Origin of the sequence: Pseudomonas sp. W22_MBD1_FP4, assembly GCF_052113765.1 — a bacterium.
GTDB classification, from domain to species: domain Bacteria; phylum Pseudomonadota; class Gammaproteobacteria; order Pseudomonadales; family Pseudomonadaceae; genus Aquipseudomonas; species Aquipseudomonas sivasensis.
The window spans coordinates 273,352-291,996 of sequence record NZ_JBGQOI010000004.1; the positions used below are offsets into that span (position 1 = coordinate 273,352).

The following is an 18,645-nucleotide window of genomic DNA, read 5'->3' on the forward strand; positions in this document are numbered from 1 at the left end:
GGCGGCGGAAACGGCATCGACCGTGATGGCATATTTTCAAAGCATCTACGCGCTACAATGCGGCTTTTGCCAACCATCGAGGTGTGCGTTTTGACTGCTCCAGGTCCTTTGAATTCCACTGCAGGCTCGCTTTTTGTCGTGGCGACGCCCATTGGCAACCTGGACGACATCAGTGCCCGGGCGCTGAAAGTGTTGCGCGAGGTTAAATTGATCGCGGCGGAAGACACTCGGCACTCCCAGCGGTTGATGCAACATTTTGGTATCAGTACGCCATTAGCCGCCTGTCACGAGCACAACGAGCGCGAAGAAGGCAGCCGCTTTATAGTGCGCCTGCTGGCCGGTGACGATGTGGCGCTGATCTCCGACGCGGGAACGCCGCTGATTTCTGATCCGGGTTACCACTTGGTTCGCCAGGCGCGGGCCGCTGGTATCAATGTAGTGCCTGTTCCGGGTGCGTGCGCGCTGATTGCTGCATTGTCGGCCGCGGGGCTGCCTTCAGATCGGTTTATTTTCGAAGGTTTCCTGCCGGCCAAAGCAGTGGGGCGTCGTGCGCGTCTTGAAGCGGTAAAGGAAGAGTCGCGTACTTTGATCTTCTACGAAGCGCCGCACCGCATCCTTGAATGTCTGCAAGATATGGAATTGGTGTTTGGCGGCGAGCGCCTGGCATTGTTGGCGCGAGAACTGACTAAAACATTCGAAACCCTCAAGGGGCTGCCGCTGGAGGAGTTGCGTGCATTTGTCGAGGGCGACAGCAATCAACAGCGTGGCGAGTGTGTGGTGCTGGTGGCGGGCTGGACGGCGCCGGAGGCCGAAGATGCGGTCGGCAGCGAGGCCATGCGTATTCTTGACCTGCTCCTCAAGGAGATGCCTCTCAAGCGCGCCGCGGCCCTGGCTGCAGAAATTACCGGTCTGCGCAAGAATGTGTTGTATCAAGTCGCGCTGGATAAACAGAAAGCTGAATAGTTCCGGGGTTAAACCGGTATTCCGTCTGAACGTGATGGCCTTGGTGACTATTATTACTTGTCCTGAGGCCGCCGTGCCGTTAACCTGCGCGGCGGAGAGTCGATTGGACAGTCGCTGCCCTCTATGAAAATTAGGGGGGGGAGGAAAGTCCGGGCTCCATAGGGCGAAGTGCCAGGTAATGCCTGGGAGGCGTGAGCCTACGGAAAGTGCCACAGAAAATAACCGCCTAAGTACTTCGGTACCGGTAAGGGTGAAAAGGTGCGGTAAGAGCGCACCGCACGACTGGCAACAGTTCGTGGCTAGGTAAACCCCACTTGGAGCAAGACCAAATAGGGTCCCAAGGCGTGGCCCGCGCTGGGACCGGGTAGGTTGCTAAAGATGTCCAGTGATGGCCATCGTAGACGAATGACTGTTCAAGACAGAACCCGGCTTACAGATCGACTCTCCACCTTTTTCCTTCTGCCCGAGTCTCGGGCAGAAAACCGGTAATAACGCAAGAATCCTTCCCTGCCAAATCATTGGCAGATGCATCTTCGTAATACCAAAAAAATCTTACTCTTAATAAATTACTTTAACTTTAAGTCGTAGCTCTTTGAGCTATTTGCCCTTATTGGGTCAAAAATACCGCCGAACTCTGGTTTCTCCTGCTTTTACGCTCCTAAATCTCCGTTCTGTAAGGCTTTTCCTTGAATCCGCGCCTTGACGGTGTGGTGGGCGCATTCCTATAGTGTGCGCAAGTGGCGGAAAGTGGCACAAAGTGGGTTTTTTGAACGTAAAACGCTAAAATTTGGAGAAACGCATCTGTGTTTCGCGGAGCTAACGCTATCAGTCTCGATGCAAAAGGCCGTCTCGCCATGCCGAGCCGGTATCGTGACGAGCTGATTTCGCGAAGTTCCGGGCAATTAATCATCACTATCGATGCTGTTGATCCTTGTTTATGTGTTTACCCGCTCGATGAGTGGGAGTTGATTGAAACCAAATTGCGCGCCCTGCCTTCATTGCGTGAAGAAAACCGCCGCCTGCAGCGTTTGCTGATCGGTAATGCCGTCGACCTTGAGCTCGATGGCAGTGGTCGTTTCCTGGTGCCCCCGCGTCTTCGCGAGTACGCCAAGCTGGACAAGCGCGCAATGCTGGTTGGCCAACTGAACAAGTTCCAATTGTGGGACGAAGATGCCTGGGATGCTGTTTCTGCAGCTGACCTGGCTGCTATTCAACAACCGGGCGCTATGCCTGATGAACTGCGTGATTTGATCCTGTGACTATTGATAGCGGCTTTAACCACATCACCGTACTGCTTGACGAAGCCGTTGAGGCTCTCGCCGTACGCGCGGATGGCTGCTATTTGGATGGCACCTTTGGCAGGGGCGGGCACAGCCGGTTGATACTCAGCCAGCTCGGTCCCGACGGCAAGCTCCTCGGGTTCGACAAAGACCCCCAAGCGATTGCCACCGGGCAAGCGCTAGCGGCCGAAGACGGCCGCTTTGTCGTTGTGCAGCGCAGCTTTGCCGAGCTGGGTGCTGAAGTCGCCGAGCGTGGTATGGCGGGCAAGGTGGCCGGGGTTTTGCTCGACTTAGGCGTGTCTTCGCCACAGCTCGATGATCCGGAGCGCGGCTTCAGCTTCATGAACGATGGCCCTCTCGATATGCGCATGGATCCTACCCGTGGCATCAGTGCGGCACAGTTCATCGCCACCGCTCCCCATGAAGAAATTACCCGCGTATTCAAGGAATACGGTGAAGAGCGTTTCGCTGGTCGCATGGCACGTGCCGTGGTGGAGCGCCGGGAAATTCAGCCGTTCGAACGCACCGCCGACCTGGCCGAAGTACTCAAAGTCGCCAACCCTGCATGGGAAAAGGGCAAGAATCCTGCGACCCGTGCGTTCCAAGGCCTGCGCATTCACGTCAACAACGAACTGGGCGATCTGGAAGCTGGTCTTGAAGCCGCGCTGGACGCTTTGGAAGTGGGCGGTCGTCTAGTGGTGATCAGTTTCCACTCCCTTGAAGACCGCATCGTCAAATTGTTCATGCGTCGGTTGGTCAAGGGTGAGTCCGACAACCTGCCGCGCAACCTGCCGGTGCGTTTCGAAGCCTTTGTGCCGAAAATCAAAATCCATGGCAAAGCGCAGTTTGCTTCCGAGGCCGAACTCAAGGCCAACCCACGCTCCCGTAGCGCCGTCATGCGCGTCGCGGAGAAGCTGCGGTGAGCAAGCTTTTTGCCAAGCCCCTGCCGGGCGGCAGCTTCTTTATGTTGCTGCTGTTTGTCGGCGTGCTGGTGTCCGCGATTGCGGTGTCCTACAGCGCCCACTACAACCGTCAACTGCTTAACACCCTGTACGGGGAATTGAGTGTGCGCGACAAAGCGCAGGCGGAATGGGGTCGGTTGATCCTGGAGCAAAGCACCTGGACGGCCCATAGCCGTATCGAAGTTCTGGCCACCGAACAACTGAAAATGCACATTCCGGGCGCGGCCGAAGTCCGCATGGTGGCGCCATGATGAAGCTCGAGGGCGCACTTTATCCATGGCGCTTCCGACTGATGCTCGGGTTGCTGGCATTGATGGTGGGGGCGATTGCCTGGCGGATCATTGACTTGCAGGTCGTCGATCGTGACTTCCTGATCGGCCAGGGCGACGCCCGTAGCCTTCGTCATATCCCGATTCCTGCGCACCGCGGCCTGATTACCGACCGTAACGGCGAGCCTCTGGCCGTCAGTACGCCGGTAACTACCCTGTGGGCCAACGCCAAGGAGTTGCAGGTTGCCAAGGACAGGTGGCCACAACTGGCTGCCGCACTGGGCCAGGATCCAAAAGCCTTGGCCGAGCGCCTTGAGGCTCAAGCCAATAAAGAATTCATCTACCTTGTTCGTGGCCTCACCCCCGAGCAGGGCCAGCAAGTGCTCGACCTTAAAGTCCCCGGTGTCTACGGCATCGAAGAATTCCGTCGTTTCTATCCGGCCGGTGAAACCACCGCCCACATGGTCGGCTTTACCGACATCGATGACCACGGCCGCGAAGGCGTGGAGTTGGCCTACGACGAATGGCTGGCTGGTGTTCCTGGTAAACGACAAGTCATCAAGGATCGGCGCGGCAGACTGATCAAGGATGTCCAAGTCACCAAAAACGCCAAGGCCGGTAAGCCCTTGGCGTTGTCGATTGACCTGCGTCTGCAATACCTGGCCAACCGCGAGCTGCGTAACGCGATCATCGAGAACGGCGCCAAGGCCGGCAGCCTCGTGATCATGGACGTGAAGACCGGCGAGATCCTGGCTATGGTCAACCAGCCGACCTACAACCCGAATAACCGTCGCAACCTGCAGCCGGCGATGATGCGCAACCGCGCCATGATCGACGTGTTCGAGCCGGGTTCGACCATGAAAGCCATCTCCATGAGTGCCGCCCTGGAAACCGGACGCTGGAAACCCAGCGACAAGGTCGAGGTGTACCCAGGCACTTTGCAGCTTGGCAAATACACTATTCGTGACGTATCGCGCACCGAAGGTCCGGTGTTGGATTTGACAGGCATCCTGATCAACTCCAGTAACGTGGGCATGAGTAAGGTCGCCTTCGATATCGGCGGTGAAACCATCTACCACCTGGCGCAGAAAATCGGCTTGGGCCAACCCACCGGTCTGGATTTTCCCGGTGAGCGTGTCGGCAACCTGCCGAACTACCGCGACTGGAAAAAGGCCGAGACCGCCACGCTTTCCTACGGTTACGGCCTGTCGGTAACCGCAATCCAGCTGGCGCACGCGTTCTCCGTGCTGGCCAACAACGGTCGCATGGTGCCGCTGAGCCTGATTCACGTCGACGAAGCGCCGAAAGCCACCCAGGTGATCCCGGAAAACGTCGCCAAGACTATGCAAGGCATGCTGCAACAAGTGATCGAAGCGCCGCGCGGTGTATTCCGTGCCCAGGTGCCGGCGTATCACGTGGCAGGCAAGTCCGGTACCGCGCGTAAAACGTCGGTGGGTACCAAGGGCTATGCCGAAAACTCCTACCGTTCGCTGTTCGCCGGCTTTGGCCCGATGAGCGATCCACGTTACGCCATTGTTGTAGTGATCGACGAGCCGAGCAAAGCCGGTTACTTCGGTGGTCTGGTCTCGGCGCCAGTGTTTAGCAAAGTGATGTCCGGGACCCTGCGCTTGATGAACATCACGCCGGACAACTTGCCGCCGACTCAACAAGCGAATGCCGGACCACCGGTTGCTGCAGTCAAAGCCAATGGAGGGCGCGGCTGATGTCTCTTAGCCTGAATAAGATTTTTGCCCACGCTGGTCGCGATCTGCTGATTCGCGAGTTGACCCTCGACAGCCGTAACGTGCGCGCCGGTGACCTGTTCCTGGCGGTGCCAGGCGGCAAGGTCGATGGTCGTGCGCATATCGCCGACGCCTTGCAGCGCGGCGCCGCAGCCGTGGCTTATGAAGTGGAAGGCGCCACCGTGCTGCCGATCACCGACGTGCCGCTGATCCCTGTCAAAGGCTTGGCCAAGCAATTGTCGGACATCGCCGGGCGCTTCTATGGCGACCCGAGCCGCCATCTCAATCTGGTGGGTGTGACCGGTACCAACGGCAAGACCAGTGTGACCCAACTGGTTGCCCAAGCGCTTGACCTGCTGGGCCAGCACTGCGGCATCGTTGGCACCCTTGGCACCGGTTTTTATGGCGCGCTTCAAAGCGGCCTGCACACCACGCCCAATCCTATTGCTGTGCAAGCGACCCTGGCCGACCTGAAAAAGGCCGGTGCCAAGGCGGTTGCCATGGAAGTCTCGTCCCACGGTCTGGACCAGGGCCGCGTAACCGCCCTGGCCTTTGATGTGGCGGTGATGACCAACCTGTCCCGCGACCACCTGGACTACCACGGGACGATGGAGGCGTATGCGTCCGCCAAGGCCAAGCTGTTCGCCTGGAATGACCTGAAGTGCCGGGTTGTGAACCTGGACGACGAGTTCGGTCGCCAGTTGGCTGCGCAGGACAGCGAATCGCGTTTGATCAGCTACAGCCTGCTGGACTCCAGCGCGTACCTGTATTGCCGCGAAGCCCAATTTAATGACGAAGGCGTTCGCGCCACGTTGGTAACGCCCCAAGGCGAACATCACCTGCGCAGCACCTTGCTCGGGCGGTTCAACCTCAGCAACGTCCTCGCCGCTATCGGCGCGCTGCTTGGCCTGGATTACGCCCTGGACGAAATCCTCAAAGTGCTGCCGAAGCTGGAAGGTCCGGCTGGTCGCATGCAACGCCTGGGTGGCGGCACCCAGCCGCTGGTGGTGGTTGATTACGCCCACACCCCGGATGCCCTTGAAAAAGTCCTCGAAGCCTTGCGTCCTCACGCCAAAGGGAAGTTGCTGTGCCTGTTCGGTTGCGGCGGTGATCGCGATCGCGGCAAGCGTCCGCTGATGGCCGAGATTGTCGAGCGACTGGCCGACGGCGTACTCGTCACCGATGACAACCCGCGCAGCGAAAACCCGAGCCAGATCTTCGACGATATCCGCGCAGGCTTTAAAGACGCGTCCAAGGCTACTTTCGTTGCCGGTCGTGGTGCCGCCATCGCCCAGTTGATCGCCAGTGCCAGCGCTGATGACGTAGTAGTACTGGCCGGCAAGGGGCACGAGGACTACCAGGAAATCAATGGCGAGCGTCATGCCTTCTCCGATCTGGTCGAGGCCGATCACGCCTTGACCGCCTGGGAGATTGCCCATGCTTAAAGCGATGAAATTCAGCGAGCTGAGCCAGGCTCTGTCCGCTCGTATGCTGTCGAGCGATTGCTGCTTCGATGGCGTGAGTATCGACAGTCGCGCGATCAAGCCTGGGCAACTGTTTGTCGCCTTGGCCGGACCGCGCTTTGACGGTCACGACTACCTGAATGAAGTGGCCGCCAAAGGTGCCGTGGGTGCCTTGGTTCAGCGCGAAGTCGCCGACTCCACCTTGCCGCAACTGCTCGTCGCGGATACCCGCTTGGCTCTGGGTCAATTGGGTGCGCTGAACCGTGCCGCTTTTGATAAGCCTGTCGCAGCCGTTACCGGCTCCAGCGGCAAGACAACGGTCAAGGAACTGCTTGCTGGTGTACTGCGTACGCGCGGCCCGGTGCTTGCGACCCGTGGCAACCTTAATAATGACTTTGGCGCTCCGCTGACCCTGCTTGAACTCGCCCCGGAACACACGGCGGCAGTGATCGAACTGGGGGCTTCGCGTATCGGCGAAATCGCCTACACCGTGGCGCTGACCAAGCCCCACGTAGCAATTATCAACAACGCTGGTACTGCCCACGTTGGCGAGTTCGGTGGCCCGGAAAAAATCGTCGAAGCCAAGGGCGAGATTCTTGAGGGCCTGGATGCATCGGGCACCGCGGTTTTGAATCTGGACGACAAGGCCTTCGAGACCTGGCGTTTACGCGCCGCCGGTCGCAAGGTCCTGACATTTGCCGTGCTTAACGCAGCGGCTGATTTCCATGCATCCAACATCACCGTCGATGCCCGTGGCTGCCCGTCCTTCACCTTGCACACCCCGCAAGGTGACAAACACGTGCAACTGAATTTGTTGGGCAACCATAACGTCGCCAATGCCCTGGCCGCCGCCGCTGCGGCCCATGCCTTGGGCGTTTCGCTGTTCGGTATTGCCACGGGTCTGGGCGCGGTGCAACCGGTCAAGGGTCGTACCGTGGCGCAGTTGGCAACCAACGGCATGCGTGTGATTGATGACACCTACAACGCCAACCCATCGTCCATTAATGCCGCTGTAGACCTGCTAAACGGTTTTGACGGTCGCAAGGTGCTGGTACTGGGTGACATCGGCGAATTGGGCGACTGGGCTGAACAAGGCCACCGCGAAGTCGGCGCGTATGCCGCAGGCAAAGTCGACGCCCTCTACGCCGTTGGTACGAACATGGCCCATGCCGTGGCTGCCTTCGGCCAAGGTGCGCGACATTTCGCAACCCAGGCCGAGTTGATTCAGGCGCTGGGCACAGCAGAACAAGACAAACACACAACCATTTTGATCAAGGGATCGCGCAGCGCGGTGATGGAAAACGTCGTCGCGGCCTTGTGTGGCTCAAGTACGGAGAAACATTAATGCTGCTGCTGCTGGCTGAGTATCTGCAACAGTTCCACAAAGGCTTCGCGGTCTTTCAGTACCTGACCCTGCGCGGGATCCTGGGTGTGCTGACCGCGCTGTCTTTGTCGCTGTTTTTGGGGCCGTGGATGATCCGCACCCTGCAGAACCTGCAAATTGGTCAATCGGTTCGTAATGACGGCCCGCAGTCGCACCTGTCCAAGTCCGGCACCCCGACAATGGGCGGCGCGTTGATCCTGTCGTCCATCGGCATCAGCACCTTGCTGTGGGCCGACCTGCACAACCGCTACGTCTGGGTGGTGCTGCTGGTGACCCTGCTGTTCGGCGCCATCGGCTGGGTCGATGACTACCGCAAAGTGATCGAGAAAAACTCCAAGGGGCTGCCAAGCCGCTGGAAGTATTTCTGGCAGTCTGTGTTCGGCCTGGGCGCAGCGATCTTCCTGTACACCACGGCGCCAAGCGCAGTGGAAACCACCCTGATCATCCCGATGCTCAAGGACGCCAGCATTCCCTTGGGTATCGGCTTCGTGGTGCTGACCTACTTCGTGATCGTCGGCTCCAGCAACGCGGTGAACCTGACCGACGGCCTCGACGGCCTGGCGATCATGCCGACGGTGATGGTGGGCGGCGCGCTTGGCATCTTCTGCTACCTGTCAGGTAACGTGAAATTCGCTGAGTACCTGCTGATCCCTTATGTACCGGGCGCGGGTGAACTGATTGTGTTCTGCGGCGCACTGATCGGTGCCGGCCTGGGCTTCCTGTGGTTCAACACCTACCCGGCACAAGTCTTCATGGGCGACGTCGGCGCACTGGCGCTCGGTGCAGCCCTGGGCACCATCGCGGTGATTGTTCGCCAGGAAATCGTGCTGTTCATCATGGGCGGTGTGTTCGTGATGGAAACCCTGTCGGTGGTTATCCAGGTGGCGTCCTTCAAGTTGACCGGGCGCCGCGTGTTCCGCATGGCGCCGATTCACCACCACTTTGAACTCAAGGGCTGGCCCGAGCCACGCGTGATCGTCCGTTTTTGGATCATCACTGTGATTCTCGTACTGGTTGGCCTTGCCACCCTGAAACTGAGGTAGAAACGAGTGTCCCTGATCGCTTCAGACCACTTCCGCATCGTTGTCGGCCTCGGCAAGAGCGGCATGTCCCTGGTTCGCTTCCTGGCGAACCGGGGCACGTCGTTTGCCGTGGCCGATACGCGGGAAAATCCACCGGAGCTGGTCACGCTGCGCCGTGACTACCCGCACGTGGAAGTGCGTTGTGGCGAGCTGGATGTCGAGTTTCTGTGCCGCGCCGATGAGCTCTACGTGAGCCCCGGCCTAGCCCTGGCGACACCGGCCCTGCAAGCCGCAGCGGCCCGTGGCGTGAAGCTGTCCGGCGATATCGACCTGTTCGCGCGTAACGCGAAGGCGCCGATAGTAGCCATCAGCGGTTCCAACGCGAAAAGCACCGTGACCACACTGGTCGGTGAGATGGCGATGGCGGCCGGCAAGCGCGTGGCCGTGGGCGGTAACCTCGGCACCCCGGCGCTGGACCTGCTCAGCGACGACATCGAGCTGTACGTGATGGAACTGTCTAGTTTCCAGCTGGAAACCACCCATGACCTCGGCGCCGAAGTCGCCACTGTTCTGAACGTCAGCGAAGACCACATGGACCGCTACAGCGGCCTGCCGGCATATCATCTGGCCAAGCACCGGATCTTCCGCGGCGCCAAGCAATTTGTGGTCAACCGCCAGGATGCCCTGAGCCGTCCGCTGATGGGCGAGGGCATGCCCTGCTGGACCTTCGGTTTGGGCAAGCCCGACTTCAAGGCCTTCGGTATCCGCGAAGAGAACGGCGAGAAATACCTGGCCTTCGAATTTCAGAACCTGATGCCAGTGCGCGAGCTGAAAATTCGTGGTGCCCATAATCAGTCCAACGCCCTGGCGGCATTGGCGCTTGGCCATGCCGTCGGTCTGCCATTCGACGCGATGCTCTCCAGCCTGCGCACCTTCGCCGGTCTTGAACACCGCTGCCAGTGGGTGCGTGATCTCGATGGCGTCAGCTATTACAACGACTCCAAAGCCACCAACGTCGGCGCCGCACTGGCTGCGATCGAAGGGCTTGGCGCCGATATCGACGGCAAGCTGGTGCTGATTGCCGGTGGCGATGGCAAGGGCGCCGATTTCAAAGATCTCAAGGCACCGGTGGCTGCGCATTGCCGCGCCGTGGTCTTGATGGGCCGCGACTCCGACTTGATCGCCGCCGCGCTTGGTGACGCCGTGCCACAGGTGCGTGCCACCTCCTTGGACGACGCCATTGCCCAATGCAAAGCCCTGGCCCAACCAGGCGATGCGGTACTGCTGTCGCCGGCGTGCGCCAGTTTCGACATGTTCAAGAACTACGAAGAGCGCGGCCAGTTGTTCGCCCGCGCCGTGGAGGGCTTGGCATGAGCATTGATTTCAGAAACATCATTAAGCCGTACCCGTCGCCGATCATCACCGGGCGTGGCATCGACCTTGATTTCCCAATGCTCGCCGGTTGCCTCGCGCTGCTGGGCCTGGGCCTGGTGATGATCACCTCGGCGTCTTCCGAAGTGGCTGCCGTGCAGTCGGGCAACACCCTGTACATGATGATCCGTCACTTGGTGTACCTGATCATCGGTCTGGGTGCGTGCATCGTCACCATGATGATCCCCATCGCCACCTGGCAGCGTCTCGGTTGGCTGATGCTGATCGGCGCGTTTGGCTTGCTGGTCATGGTGATCGTGCCGGGTATCGGCCGCGAGGTGAACGGCTCGATGCGCTGGATTGGTTTCGGCGCGTTCAACGTGCAACCGTCTGAAATCGCCAAGGTGTTCGTGGTGATCTATCTCGCCGGTTACCTGGTGCGTCGTCAGAAGGAAGTGCGCGAAAGCTGGATGGGCTTCTTCAAACCATTCATCGTGCTTTTGCCCATGGCCGGCCTGTTGCTGATGGAGCCCGACTTCGGCGCCACCGTCGTGATGATGGGCGCGGCCGCGGCGATGCTGTTCCTCGGCGGCGTGGGCTTGTTCCGCTTCAGTTTGATGGTGGTGCTGGCAGTGGCGGCCGTGACCATCCTGGTGCAGGCGCAACCCTACCGGATGGCGCGTCTGATTACCTTTACCGACCCGTGGTCCGACCAGTTTGGCTCCGGCTATCAATTGACCCAGGCGTTGATCGCCTTTGGTCGTGGTGAGTGGCTGGGCGTTGGCCTGGGCAATAGCGTGCAGAAGCAGTTCTACCTTCCGGAAGCCCACACCGACTTCGTGTTCTCGGTACTCGCCGAAGAGTTGGGCGTGGTTGGTTCGCTGTGCACCGTCGCGCTGTTTGTGTTCGTGTGTGTACGCGGCATGTACATCGGCTTGTGGGCCGAGAAGGCCAAACAGTATTTCGCCGCCTATGTGGCGTACGGCTTGTCGTTCCTGTGGATCGGCCAGTTCTTGATCAATATCGGTGTGAACGTCGGCCTGCTGCCGACCAAGGGGCTGACCTTGCCGTTCCTCAGTTACGGCGGCAGTTCGCTGGTGATTTGCTGCGCCTGTCTGGGCTTGTTGCTGCGCATTGAGTGGGAGAGTCGAACCCACTTGGGCAGCGAAGAGATGGAGTTCAGCGAAAGCGACTTCGCCGAGGAGCCGACCCATGGGCGCTAATGTGCTGATCATGGCTGGCGGCACTGGGGGCCACGTATTCCCAGCCCTGGCGTGTGCGCGCGAGTTCCAGAACCGTGGCTACACCGTGCATTGGTTGGGCACGCCGCGCGGTATCGAAAACGAATTGGTACCGAGTGCCGGCTTGCCGTTGCATCTGATCAACGTCACAGGCCTGCGCGGCAAGGGCAAGTTGTCCTTGCTCAAGGCACCTTTCGTCTTGCTCAAGGCGGTGTGGCAGGCGCGCAAGGTCATCCGTGAATTGCAGCCAGTGTGTGTGCTCGGTTTTGGCGGTTATGTAACCGGCCCTGGCGGCGTCGCGGCCAAGCTCGCCGGTGTGCCGGTGATCGTGCACGAGCAGAACGCTGTGGCCGGCACCGCCAACCGCTTGCTGGTGCCGTTGGCTGCGCGGGTGTGTGAAGCGTTTCCCAACACTTTCAGTGTGTCGGATAAGCGCCGTACCACCGGCAACCCGGTGCGCACCGAGCTGTTTATGGACATCGCCCGCGAAGCGCTCGCGGGTCGCAAGGCGCACCTGCTGATCCTGGGCGGAAGCCTGGGCGCTGAGCCATTGAACAAATTGCTACCGGAAGCGGTGGCGCAACTCCCTGTGGAATTGCGCCCGGAGATCTTCCATCAGGCCGGCAAGAACCACGATGAAATCACCGCCACGCGTTATCGCGAAGCCGGTGTCGAGGCGAACGTACAGCCTTTCATCAAAGACATGGCCCATGCCTATGGCTGGGCCGACCTGGTGGTCTGTCGCGCTGGTGCGCTGACCGTCAGTGAACTGGCCGCCGCCGGTCTGCCGTCCTTGCTGGTGCCTTTGCCCCACGCCATCGACGATCACCAGACCCGCAACGCCGAATATTTGGCCGGGGAGGGCGCTGCCTTCCTGCTGCCGCAAAGAACGACTGGCGCCGCCGATTTGGCCGCACGCCTGACCGAGGTTTTGATGCAACCGGAACGACTCAACAACATGGCGAGCACCGCAAGCCGCCTGGCCAAACCTGACGCAACCCGCACCGTGGTGGATATCTGCCTGGAGGTGGCCCATGGTTGAGAATCAGAAAGCCATGCCACAACCCGAGATGCGCCGCATCCGTCGCATCCACTTCGTCGGTATCGGCGGCGTGGGCATGTGCGGCATTGCCGAAGTGTTACTAAACTTGGGCTACCAAGTGTCCGGCTCGGACTTGAAAGAGTCGCCGGTCACCGAGCGCCTGAAGTCGTTTGGTGCACAGATTTTCATCGGCCACCGCGCTGAGAACGCCGCTGAGGCCGACGTGCTGGTGGTGTCCAGCGCTGTGAACACCTCCAACCCGGAAGTGGCCACCGCCCTTGAGCGCCGCATTCCCGTGGTGCCACGTGCCGAGATGCTGGCCGAGTTGATGCGTTATCGCCACGGCATCGCCGTCGCCGGTACCCACGGCAAGACCACCACGACCAGCCTGATCGCTTCGGTGTTCGCCGCTGGTGGCCTGGACCCGACCTTCGTTATCGGTGGCCGCCTGAATGCAGCCGGCACCAATGCCCAGCTCGGCACCAGCCGCTACCTGATCGCCGAAGCCGATGAAAGCGACGCGAGCTTCCTGCACCTGCAACCGCTTGTGGCCGTCGTGACCAACATTGACGAAGACCACATGGCGACCTACGACGGTGATTTCAACAAGTTGAAGAAAACCTTCGTTGAGTTCCTGCATAACCTGCCGTTCTACGGTTTGGCGGTGGTATGCCTGGACGATCCGGTAGTGCGTGAAATCCTGCCGCTGGTCAAGCGTCCGACCGTGACCTACGGCTTCAGCGAAGACGCCGACGTGCGTGCGATCAATGTGCGCCAGGAAGGCATGCAAACCTTCTTCACCGTACTGCGTCCTGACCGTGAGCCGCTGGATGTGTCGGTGAACATGCCGGGCAACCACAACGTATTGAATTCCTTGGCGACCATCTGCATCGCTTCCGATGAAGGCGTCAGCGATGAAGCCATCGTGGAAGGCCTGTCGCGTTTTGCGGGTGTCGGCCGTCGTTTCCAAGTCTACGGCCAACTGCCGGTAGAGGGTGGCGACGTGATGCTGGTGGACGACTACGGTCACCACCCGACTGAAGTTGCCGCAGTGATCAAGGCCGTGCGCGGTGGTTGGCCGGAGCGCCGCCTGGTGATGGTCTACCAACCGCACCGCTACAGCCGGACACGCGATCTGTATGACGACTTCGTCAATGTATTGGCCGATGCCAACGTGCTGCTGTTGATGGAGGTTTACCCGGCCGGTGAAGAGCCGATCCCGGGCGCCGATAGCCGCAAGCTGTGCAACAGCATTCGTCAGCGTGGTCAGCTTGACCCGATCTACATCGAGCGCGGTGTGGACCTGGCACCGATCGTCAAACCGCTGCTGCGCGCTGGTGACATTCTGCTGTGCCAAGGCGCAGGTGATATCGGCGGCCTTGCCCCTAAACTATTGGCGAGCCCGCTGTTTGCCGCCGAGAAGGGGAAGTCGAAATGACCACTGACTACGGCTCCCTGTTTTCGACAATCGCGCCAGCCGACTTCGGCCGTGTGGCGGTGCTGTTCGGCGGCAAGAGCGCCGAGCGCGAAGTGTCGCTCAAGTCCGGCAACGCCGTGCTCGAAGCCCTGCAAAGCGCCGGCGTGAATGCGTTTGGTATCGACGTGGGCGATGACTTCCTCGCCCGCCTGCAGGCCGAAAAGATCGACCGCGCCTTCATTATTCTTCACGGCCGTGGCGGTGAAGACGGCAGCATGCAGGGCCTGCTGGAATGCGCCGGTATTCCTTACACTGGCAGTGGCATCCTCGCCTCCGCACTGGCCATGGACAAGCTGCGCACCAAGCAGGTGTGGCACAGCCTGGGTATTCCAACCCCGCGTCACGCTGTTCTGTGCAGCGAAGACGATTGTATTTCTGCAGCCAAGGAACTGGGCCTGCCTTTGATCGTCAAACCAGCCCATGAAGGCTCCAGTATCGGCATGGCCAAAGTGAACTCGGCCGCCGAATTGATCGACGCATGGAAAGCGGCAAGTACCTACGATTCGCAAGTGTTGGTGGAACAGTGGATCCAGGGTCCCGAGTACACCATCGCCACCCTGCGTGGCCAAGTATTGCCGCCTATCGCATTGGGCACGCCCCACACCTTTTACGACTACGACGCCAAGTACCTGGCATCCGATACCCAGTATCGGGTCCCGTGCGGCCTTGACGCAGCCAAGGAACAGGAATTGATGGATCTCACGGCGAAGGCCTGTGAGGCGCTGGGTATCGCCGGCTGGGCGCGGGCAGACGTGATGCAGGATGACCAGGGGGAATTCTGGTTCCTGGAAGTCAACACTGCGCCAGGCATGACCGACCACAGCCTGGTACCTATGGCCGCTCGCGCAGCCGGCTTGGATTTCCAGCAGTTGGTGCTGGCAATTCTTGCCGCCAGCATTGAGCCAAGAGGCTAAGGACATGAAAGGCGCATCGCTTCGTCATCAGCCCCCACAAGCACCGAGCCGCAAGCCGGTGCCACGGGGTGCCAGCCGAATGGTGGCTAAAGAGCCGATGTCGGCGCGCCTGCCGAAAGCCAACTTTGGTTTCCTCAAGGCGCTGTTCTGGCCGGTGCTGCTGGTGGCATTGGGTTTCGGCACTTACGAAGGTGCGCAGCGTCTATTGCCGTACGCCGACCGTCCGATCACCAAGATCAGCGTGCAGGGCGACTTGAGCTACATCAGCCAGCAAGCGGTGCAGCAGCGCATTGGCCCGTACCTGGCCGCGAGCTTCTTCACCATCGACCTGGCCGGTATGCGCGGTGAGCTGGAACAGATGCCGTGGATCGCCCACGCCGAAGTCCGTCGTGTGTGGCCGGACCAGGTGACGATCCGCCTGGAGGAACAACTGCCCGTCGCCCGTTGGGGTGATGAAGCGCTGTTGAACAACCAGGGCCAGGCGTTCACCCCGCGTGAGCTGGCCAACTATGAGCACCTGCCGCAGCTGTTCGGGCCGCAGCGGGCGCAGCAGCAAGTAATGCAGCAGTACCAGGCCTTGAGCCAGATGCTGCGGCCAATGGGCTTCTCCATTGCACGCCTGGAACTGCGTGAACGGGGTAGCTGGTTTTTGACGACCGGGGCAGGCAGTTCCGGCCCGGGCATCCAGTTGTTGCTGGGACGCGACCGCTTGGTGGAAAAGATGCGCCGTTTCATTGCCATCTACGACAAGACCTTGAAAGAACAGATTACGAACATTGCGAGCGTCGACCTGCGTTACGCCAACGGCCTTGCCGTCGGCTGGCGTGAACCGGCTGCGCCCACGGCAGCGCAACCCGCTGTCGCGAAGAATTAAGAAGAGGCAGGACCCATGGCAAACGTGCAAAGCGGCAAAATGATCGTCGGTCTCGATATCGGCACCTCCAAAGTGGTGGCGCTGGTGGGCGAGGTCGGGGAAGACGGCGCGATCGAAATCGTCGGTATTGGCACGCATCCGTCCCGGGGCCTGAAGAAGGGCGTGGTGGTGAACATCGAGTCCACTGTGCAATCGATCCAGCGCGCTATCGAAGAAGCGCAGCTGATGGCCGGTTGCCGGATTCACTCGGCGTTTGTCGGCGTCGCGGGCAACCATATCCGTAGCCTGAACTCTCACGGCATCGTGGCGATCCGTGACCGTGAGGTCAGCGCCGCCGACCTTGAGCGCGTCCTCGACGCCGCCCAGGCCGTGGCGATCCCGGCCGATCAGCGCGTGCTGCACACCCTGCCGCAGGATTACGTGATCGATAACCAGGAAGGCGTTCGCGAGCCTCTGGGCATGTCGGGCGTACGTCTGGAAGCCAAGGTCCACGTGGTGACCTGCGCTGTCAACGCTGCACAGAACATTGAAAAATGCGTGCGCCGCTGCGGCCTGGAAATCGACGACATCATTCTTGAGCAACTGGCGTCTGCGTACTCGGTACTGACCGACGACGAGAAAGAGCTGGGCGTGTGCCTGGTGGACATCGGCGGCGGCACCACTGACATCGCGATCTTCACCGAGGGTGCGATCCGTCACACCGCCGTAATCCCGATTGCAGGCGACCAGGTTACCAACGACATCGCCATGGCGTTGCGTACACCGACCCAGTACGCCGAAGAAATCAAGATCCGCTACGCCTGCGCCCTGGCCAAGCTGGCCGGTGCCGGCGAAACCATCAAGGTTCCGAGCGTGGGCGACCGTCCACCGCGCGAACTGTCGCGCCAGGCTTTGGCCGAAGTGGTCGAGCCGCGTTACGACGAGCTGTTCACCCTGATCCAGGCTGAACTGCGTCGCAGTGGCTACGAAGATTTGATCCCGGCCGGCATCGTGCTGACGGGTGGCACCTCGAAGATGGAAGGCGCGGTCGAACTGGCCGAGGAAATCTTCCACATGCCGGTCCGCCTGGGCGTGCCCCATGGCGTCAAAGGCCTGGGAGACGTGGTGCGCAACCCAATTTATTCCACCGGTGTGGGCTTGCTGTTGTACGGACTGCAAAAGCAGACCGACGGCATTTCCCTGTCGGGCCCGAGCATCCGTGACAGCTACCGCAGCGACGACGAGGCTAAAGCGCCGTTGTTCGAACGGTTGCAGGCTTGGGTAAAAGGCAATTTCTAAAGCTTTACCGCAACACCGATGTAAGCAGTAGGCGAAAAAACTAGAGATAACGAAAGGAGAGGGAACATGTTCGAACTCGTAGACAACATCCCCGCCAGCCCGGTCATCAAAGTGATCGGTGTCGGCGGTGGCGGCGGCAACGCTGTCAACCATATGGTCAAGAGCAACATTGAAGGCGTTGAATTCATCTGCGCCAACACTGATGCCCAGGCGCTGAAAAGCATCGGCGCGCGGACCATCCTGCAATTGGGCACTGCTGTGACCAAGGGCCTCGGCGCTGGCGCCAATCCGGAAGTTGGCCGTCAAGCCGCTTTGGAAGACCGTGAGCGTATTGCCGAAGTGCTGCAAGGCACCAACATGGTGTTCATCACCACTGGCATGGGCGGCGGTACCGGTACCGGTGCGGCCCCGATCATTGCCGAAGTGGCCAAGGAAATGGGCATTCTGACGGTTGCAGTCGTAACCCGTCCGTTCCCGTTCGAAGGTCGCAAGCGCATGCAGATCGCCGACGAAGGTATCCGTCTGCTGTCTGAAAGCGTCGACTCGTTGATCACCATTCCTAACGAGAAATTGCTGACCATCCTGGGCAAGGACGCAAGCCTGCTGTCCGCGTTCGCCAAGGCTGACGATGTACTGGCCGGTGCCGTTCGCGGTATTTCCGACATCATCAAACGCCCAGGCATGATCAACGTCGACTTTGCCGACGTACGTACTGTTATGAGCGAAATGGGCATGGCGATGATGGGCACTGGCTGCGCCAGCGGTCCTAACCGTGCACGTGAAGCCACCGAAGCGGCCATCCGCAACCCGCTGCTGGAAGACGTGAACCTGCAAGGCGCACGCGGCATCCTGGTGAACATCACTGCCGGTCCTGACCTGTCCCTGGGTGAGTACTCCGACGTGGGTAGCATCATCGAAGCCTTTGCTTCCGAGCACGCGATGGTCAAAGTCGGTACCGTTATCGATCCAGACATGCGCGACGAACTGCACGTGACTGTGGTTGCTACCGGCCTGGGCGCGAAAATCGAGAAGCCTGTAAAGGTTATCGACAACACCGTTCATACAAACCATGCCAGCCACGCCAGCCAATCGGCTGCAGCTCCAGCGCCTGTGCGCCCGGAAATGCCGTCGGTGAACTACCGTGACCTGGATCGTCCGACCGTGATGCGCAACCAGGCTCAGGCCGGTGCTGCGGCGTCCCGTAGCCCGAATCCGCAAGATGACCTGGACTACCTGGACATCCCGGCATTCCTGCGTCGTCAGGCCGATTGATGGAATGTATCAGGGCTATGAAGGTGATTGGTGTTCAGCAAAGGTCTGGTCTGCTATTATCGCCAGCCTTTGTTGATACCAGTTCGCAATT

16 protein-coding genes and 1 other RNA gene are annotated in these 18,645 nt (G+C 60.1%); all 17 read left to right on the top strand.

Annotation, left to right across the window (positions count from 1 at the left end):
* Positions 1–57: 57 nt before the first annotated feature.
* The 17 genes from rsmI to ftsZ all read left to right on the top strand — a co-directional run bounded on the left by rsmI (position 58) and on the right by ftsZ (position 18,554).
* Positions 58–963, top strand: coding sequence for a 16S rRNA (cytidine(1402)-2'-O)-methyltransferase (gene rsmI / locus ACEN2T_RS08120; RefSeq protein WP_442116544.1), 906 nt, complete (start codon positions 58–60; stop codon positions 961–963).
* A gap of 95 nt (positions 964–1,058) precedes the next feature.
* Positions 1,059–1,412: RNase P RNA component class A (gene rnpB / locus ACEN2T_RS08125), an RNA gene on the top strand.
* A 354-nt stretch (positions 1,413–1,766) separates the two neighbouring features.
* Positions 1,767–2,222 carry a division/cell wall cluster transcriptional repressor MraZ gene (gene mraZ / locus ACEN2T_RS08130; protein WP_003171868.1) on the top strand — a complete coding sequence of 152 codons (456 nt, stop codon included), beginning with the start codon at positions 1,767–1,769 and terminating at the stop codon, positions 2,220–2,222.
* On the top strand, positions 2,219–3,166 hold the full coding sequence (gene rsmH / locus ACEN2T_RS08135; protein ID WP_032886315.1) for a 16S rRNA (cytosine(1402)-N(4))-methyltransferase RsmH: 948 nt from the start codon (positions 2,219–2,221) through the stop codon (positions 3,164–3,166). The genes mraZ and rsmH overlap by 4 nt, the downstream gene beginning before the upstream one ends.
* Positions 3,163–3,456 (top strand): cell division protein FtsL, encoded by a 294-nt coding sequence (gene ftsL / locus ACEN2T_RS08140; RefSeq protein ID WP_003216203.1) that lies wholly within the window; start codon positions 3,163–3,165, stop codon positions 3,454–3,456. The genes rsmH and ftsL overlap by 4 nt, the downstream gene beginning before the upstream one ends.
* A complete protein-coding gene (locus tag ACEN2T_RS08145) occupies positions 3,456–5,198 on the top strand; it encodes a peptidoglycan D,D-transpeptidase FtsI family protein (RefSeq protein ID WP_163033163.1) in 1,743 nt (580 codons plus the stop codon). The genes ftsL and ACEN2T_RS08145 overlap by 1 nt, the downstream gene beginning before the upstream one ends.
* Complete coding sequence (gene murE / locus ACEN2T_RS08150) at positions 5,198–6,661, top strand: UDP-N-acetylmuramoyl-L-alanyl-D-glutamate--2,6-diaminopimelate ligase (protein ID WP_032886317.1); 1,464 nt, start codon at positions 5,198–5,200, stop codon at positions 6,659–6,661. The genes ACEN2T_RS08145 and murE overlap by 1 nt, the downstream gene beginning before the upstream one ends.
* The gene (locus ACEN2T_RS08155; RefSeq protein ID WP_442116545.1) at positions 6,654–8,024 is read left to right on the top strand and encodes a UDP-N-acetylmuramoyl-tripeptide--D-alanyl-D-alanine ligase; all 1,371 of its coding nucleotides are present in this window, start codon (positions 6,654–6,656) and stop codon (positions 8,022–8,024) included. The genes murE and ACEN2T_RS08155 overlap by 8 nt, the downstream gene beginning before the upstream one ends.
* Complete coding sequence (gene mraY, locus ACEN2T_RS08160; protein ID WP_032886319.1) at positions 8,024–9,106, top strand: phospho-N-acetylmuramoyl-pentapeptide-transferase; 1,083 nt, start codon at positions 8,024–8,026, stop codon at positions 9,104–9,106. The genes ACEN2T_RS08155 and mraY overlap by 1 nt, the downstream gene beginning before the upstream one ends.
* A gap of 6 nt (positions 9,107–9,112) precedes the next feature.
* A complete protein-coding gene (gene murD / locus ACEN2T_RS08165) occupies positions 9,113–10,459 on the top strand; it encodes a UDP-N-acetylmuramoyl-L-alanine--D-glutamate ligase (protein WP_032886320.1) in 1,347 nt (448 codons plus the stop codon).
* Positions 10,456–11,679, top strand: coding sequence for a putative lipid II flippase FtsW (gene ftsW / locus ACEN2T_RS08170; RefSeq protein WP_032886321.1), 1,224 nt, complete (start codon positions 10,456–10,458; stop codon positions 11,677–11,679). The genes murD and ftsW overlap by 4 nt, the downstream gene beginning before the upstream one ends.
* The gene (gene murG / locus ACEN2T_RS08175; RefSeq protein WP_032886322.1) at positions 11,669–12,739 is read left to right on the top strand and encodes an undecaprenyldiphospho-muramoylpentapeptide beta-N-acetylglucosaminyltransferase; all 1,071 of its coding nucleotides are present in this window, start codon (positions 11,669–11,671) and stop codon (positions 12,737–12,739) included. The genes ftsW and murG overlap by 11 nt, the downstream gene beginning before the upstream one ends.
* Positions 12,732–14,177, top strand: coding sequence for a UDP-N-acetylmuramate--L-alanine ligase (murC, locus tag ACEN2T_RS08180; protein WP_032886323.1), 1,446 nt, complete (start codon positions 12,732–12,734; stop codon positions 14,175–14,177). The genes murG and murC overlap by 8 nt, the downstream gene beginning before the upstream one ends.
* Positions 14,174–15,130, top strand: a complete 957-nt coding sequence (locus ACEN2T_RS08185) for a D-alanine--D-alanine ligase (RefSeq protein WP_099601151.1) — start codon at positions 14,174–14,176, stop codon at positions 15,128–15,130. Before murC ends, ACEN2T_RS08185 begins: the two co-directional genes overlap by 4 nt.
* Positions 15,131–15,134: 4 nt before the next feature.
* Positions 15,135–16,004: a cell division protein FtsQ/DivIB gene (locus ACEN2T_RS08190; protein WP_032886325.1), complete on the top strand. Its 870-nt coding sequence runs from the start codon at positions 15,135–15,137 to the stop codon at positions 16,002–16,004.
* Between the two features lie 15 nt (positions 16,005–16,019).
* Complete coding sequence (gene ftsA / locus ACEN2T_RS08195; protein ID WP_032886326.1) at positions 16,020–17,282, top strand: cell division protein FtsA; 1,263 nt, start codon at positions 16,020–16,022, stop codon at positions 17,280–17,282.
* A 66-nt stretch (positions 17,283–17,348) separates the two neighbouring features.
* Positions 17,349–18,554, top strand: coding sequence for a cell division protein FtsZ (gene ftsZ / locus ACEN2T_RS08200; RefSeq protein WP_095183868.1), 1,206 nt, complete (start codon positions 17,349–17,351; stop codon positions 18,552–18,554).
* Positions 18,555–18,645: the final 91 nt, after the last annotated feature.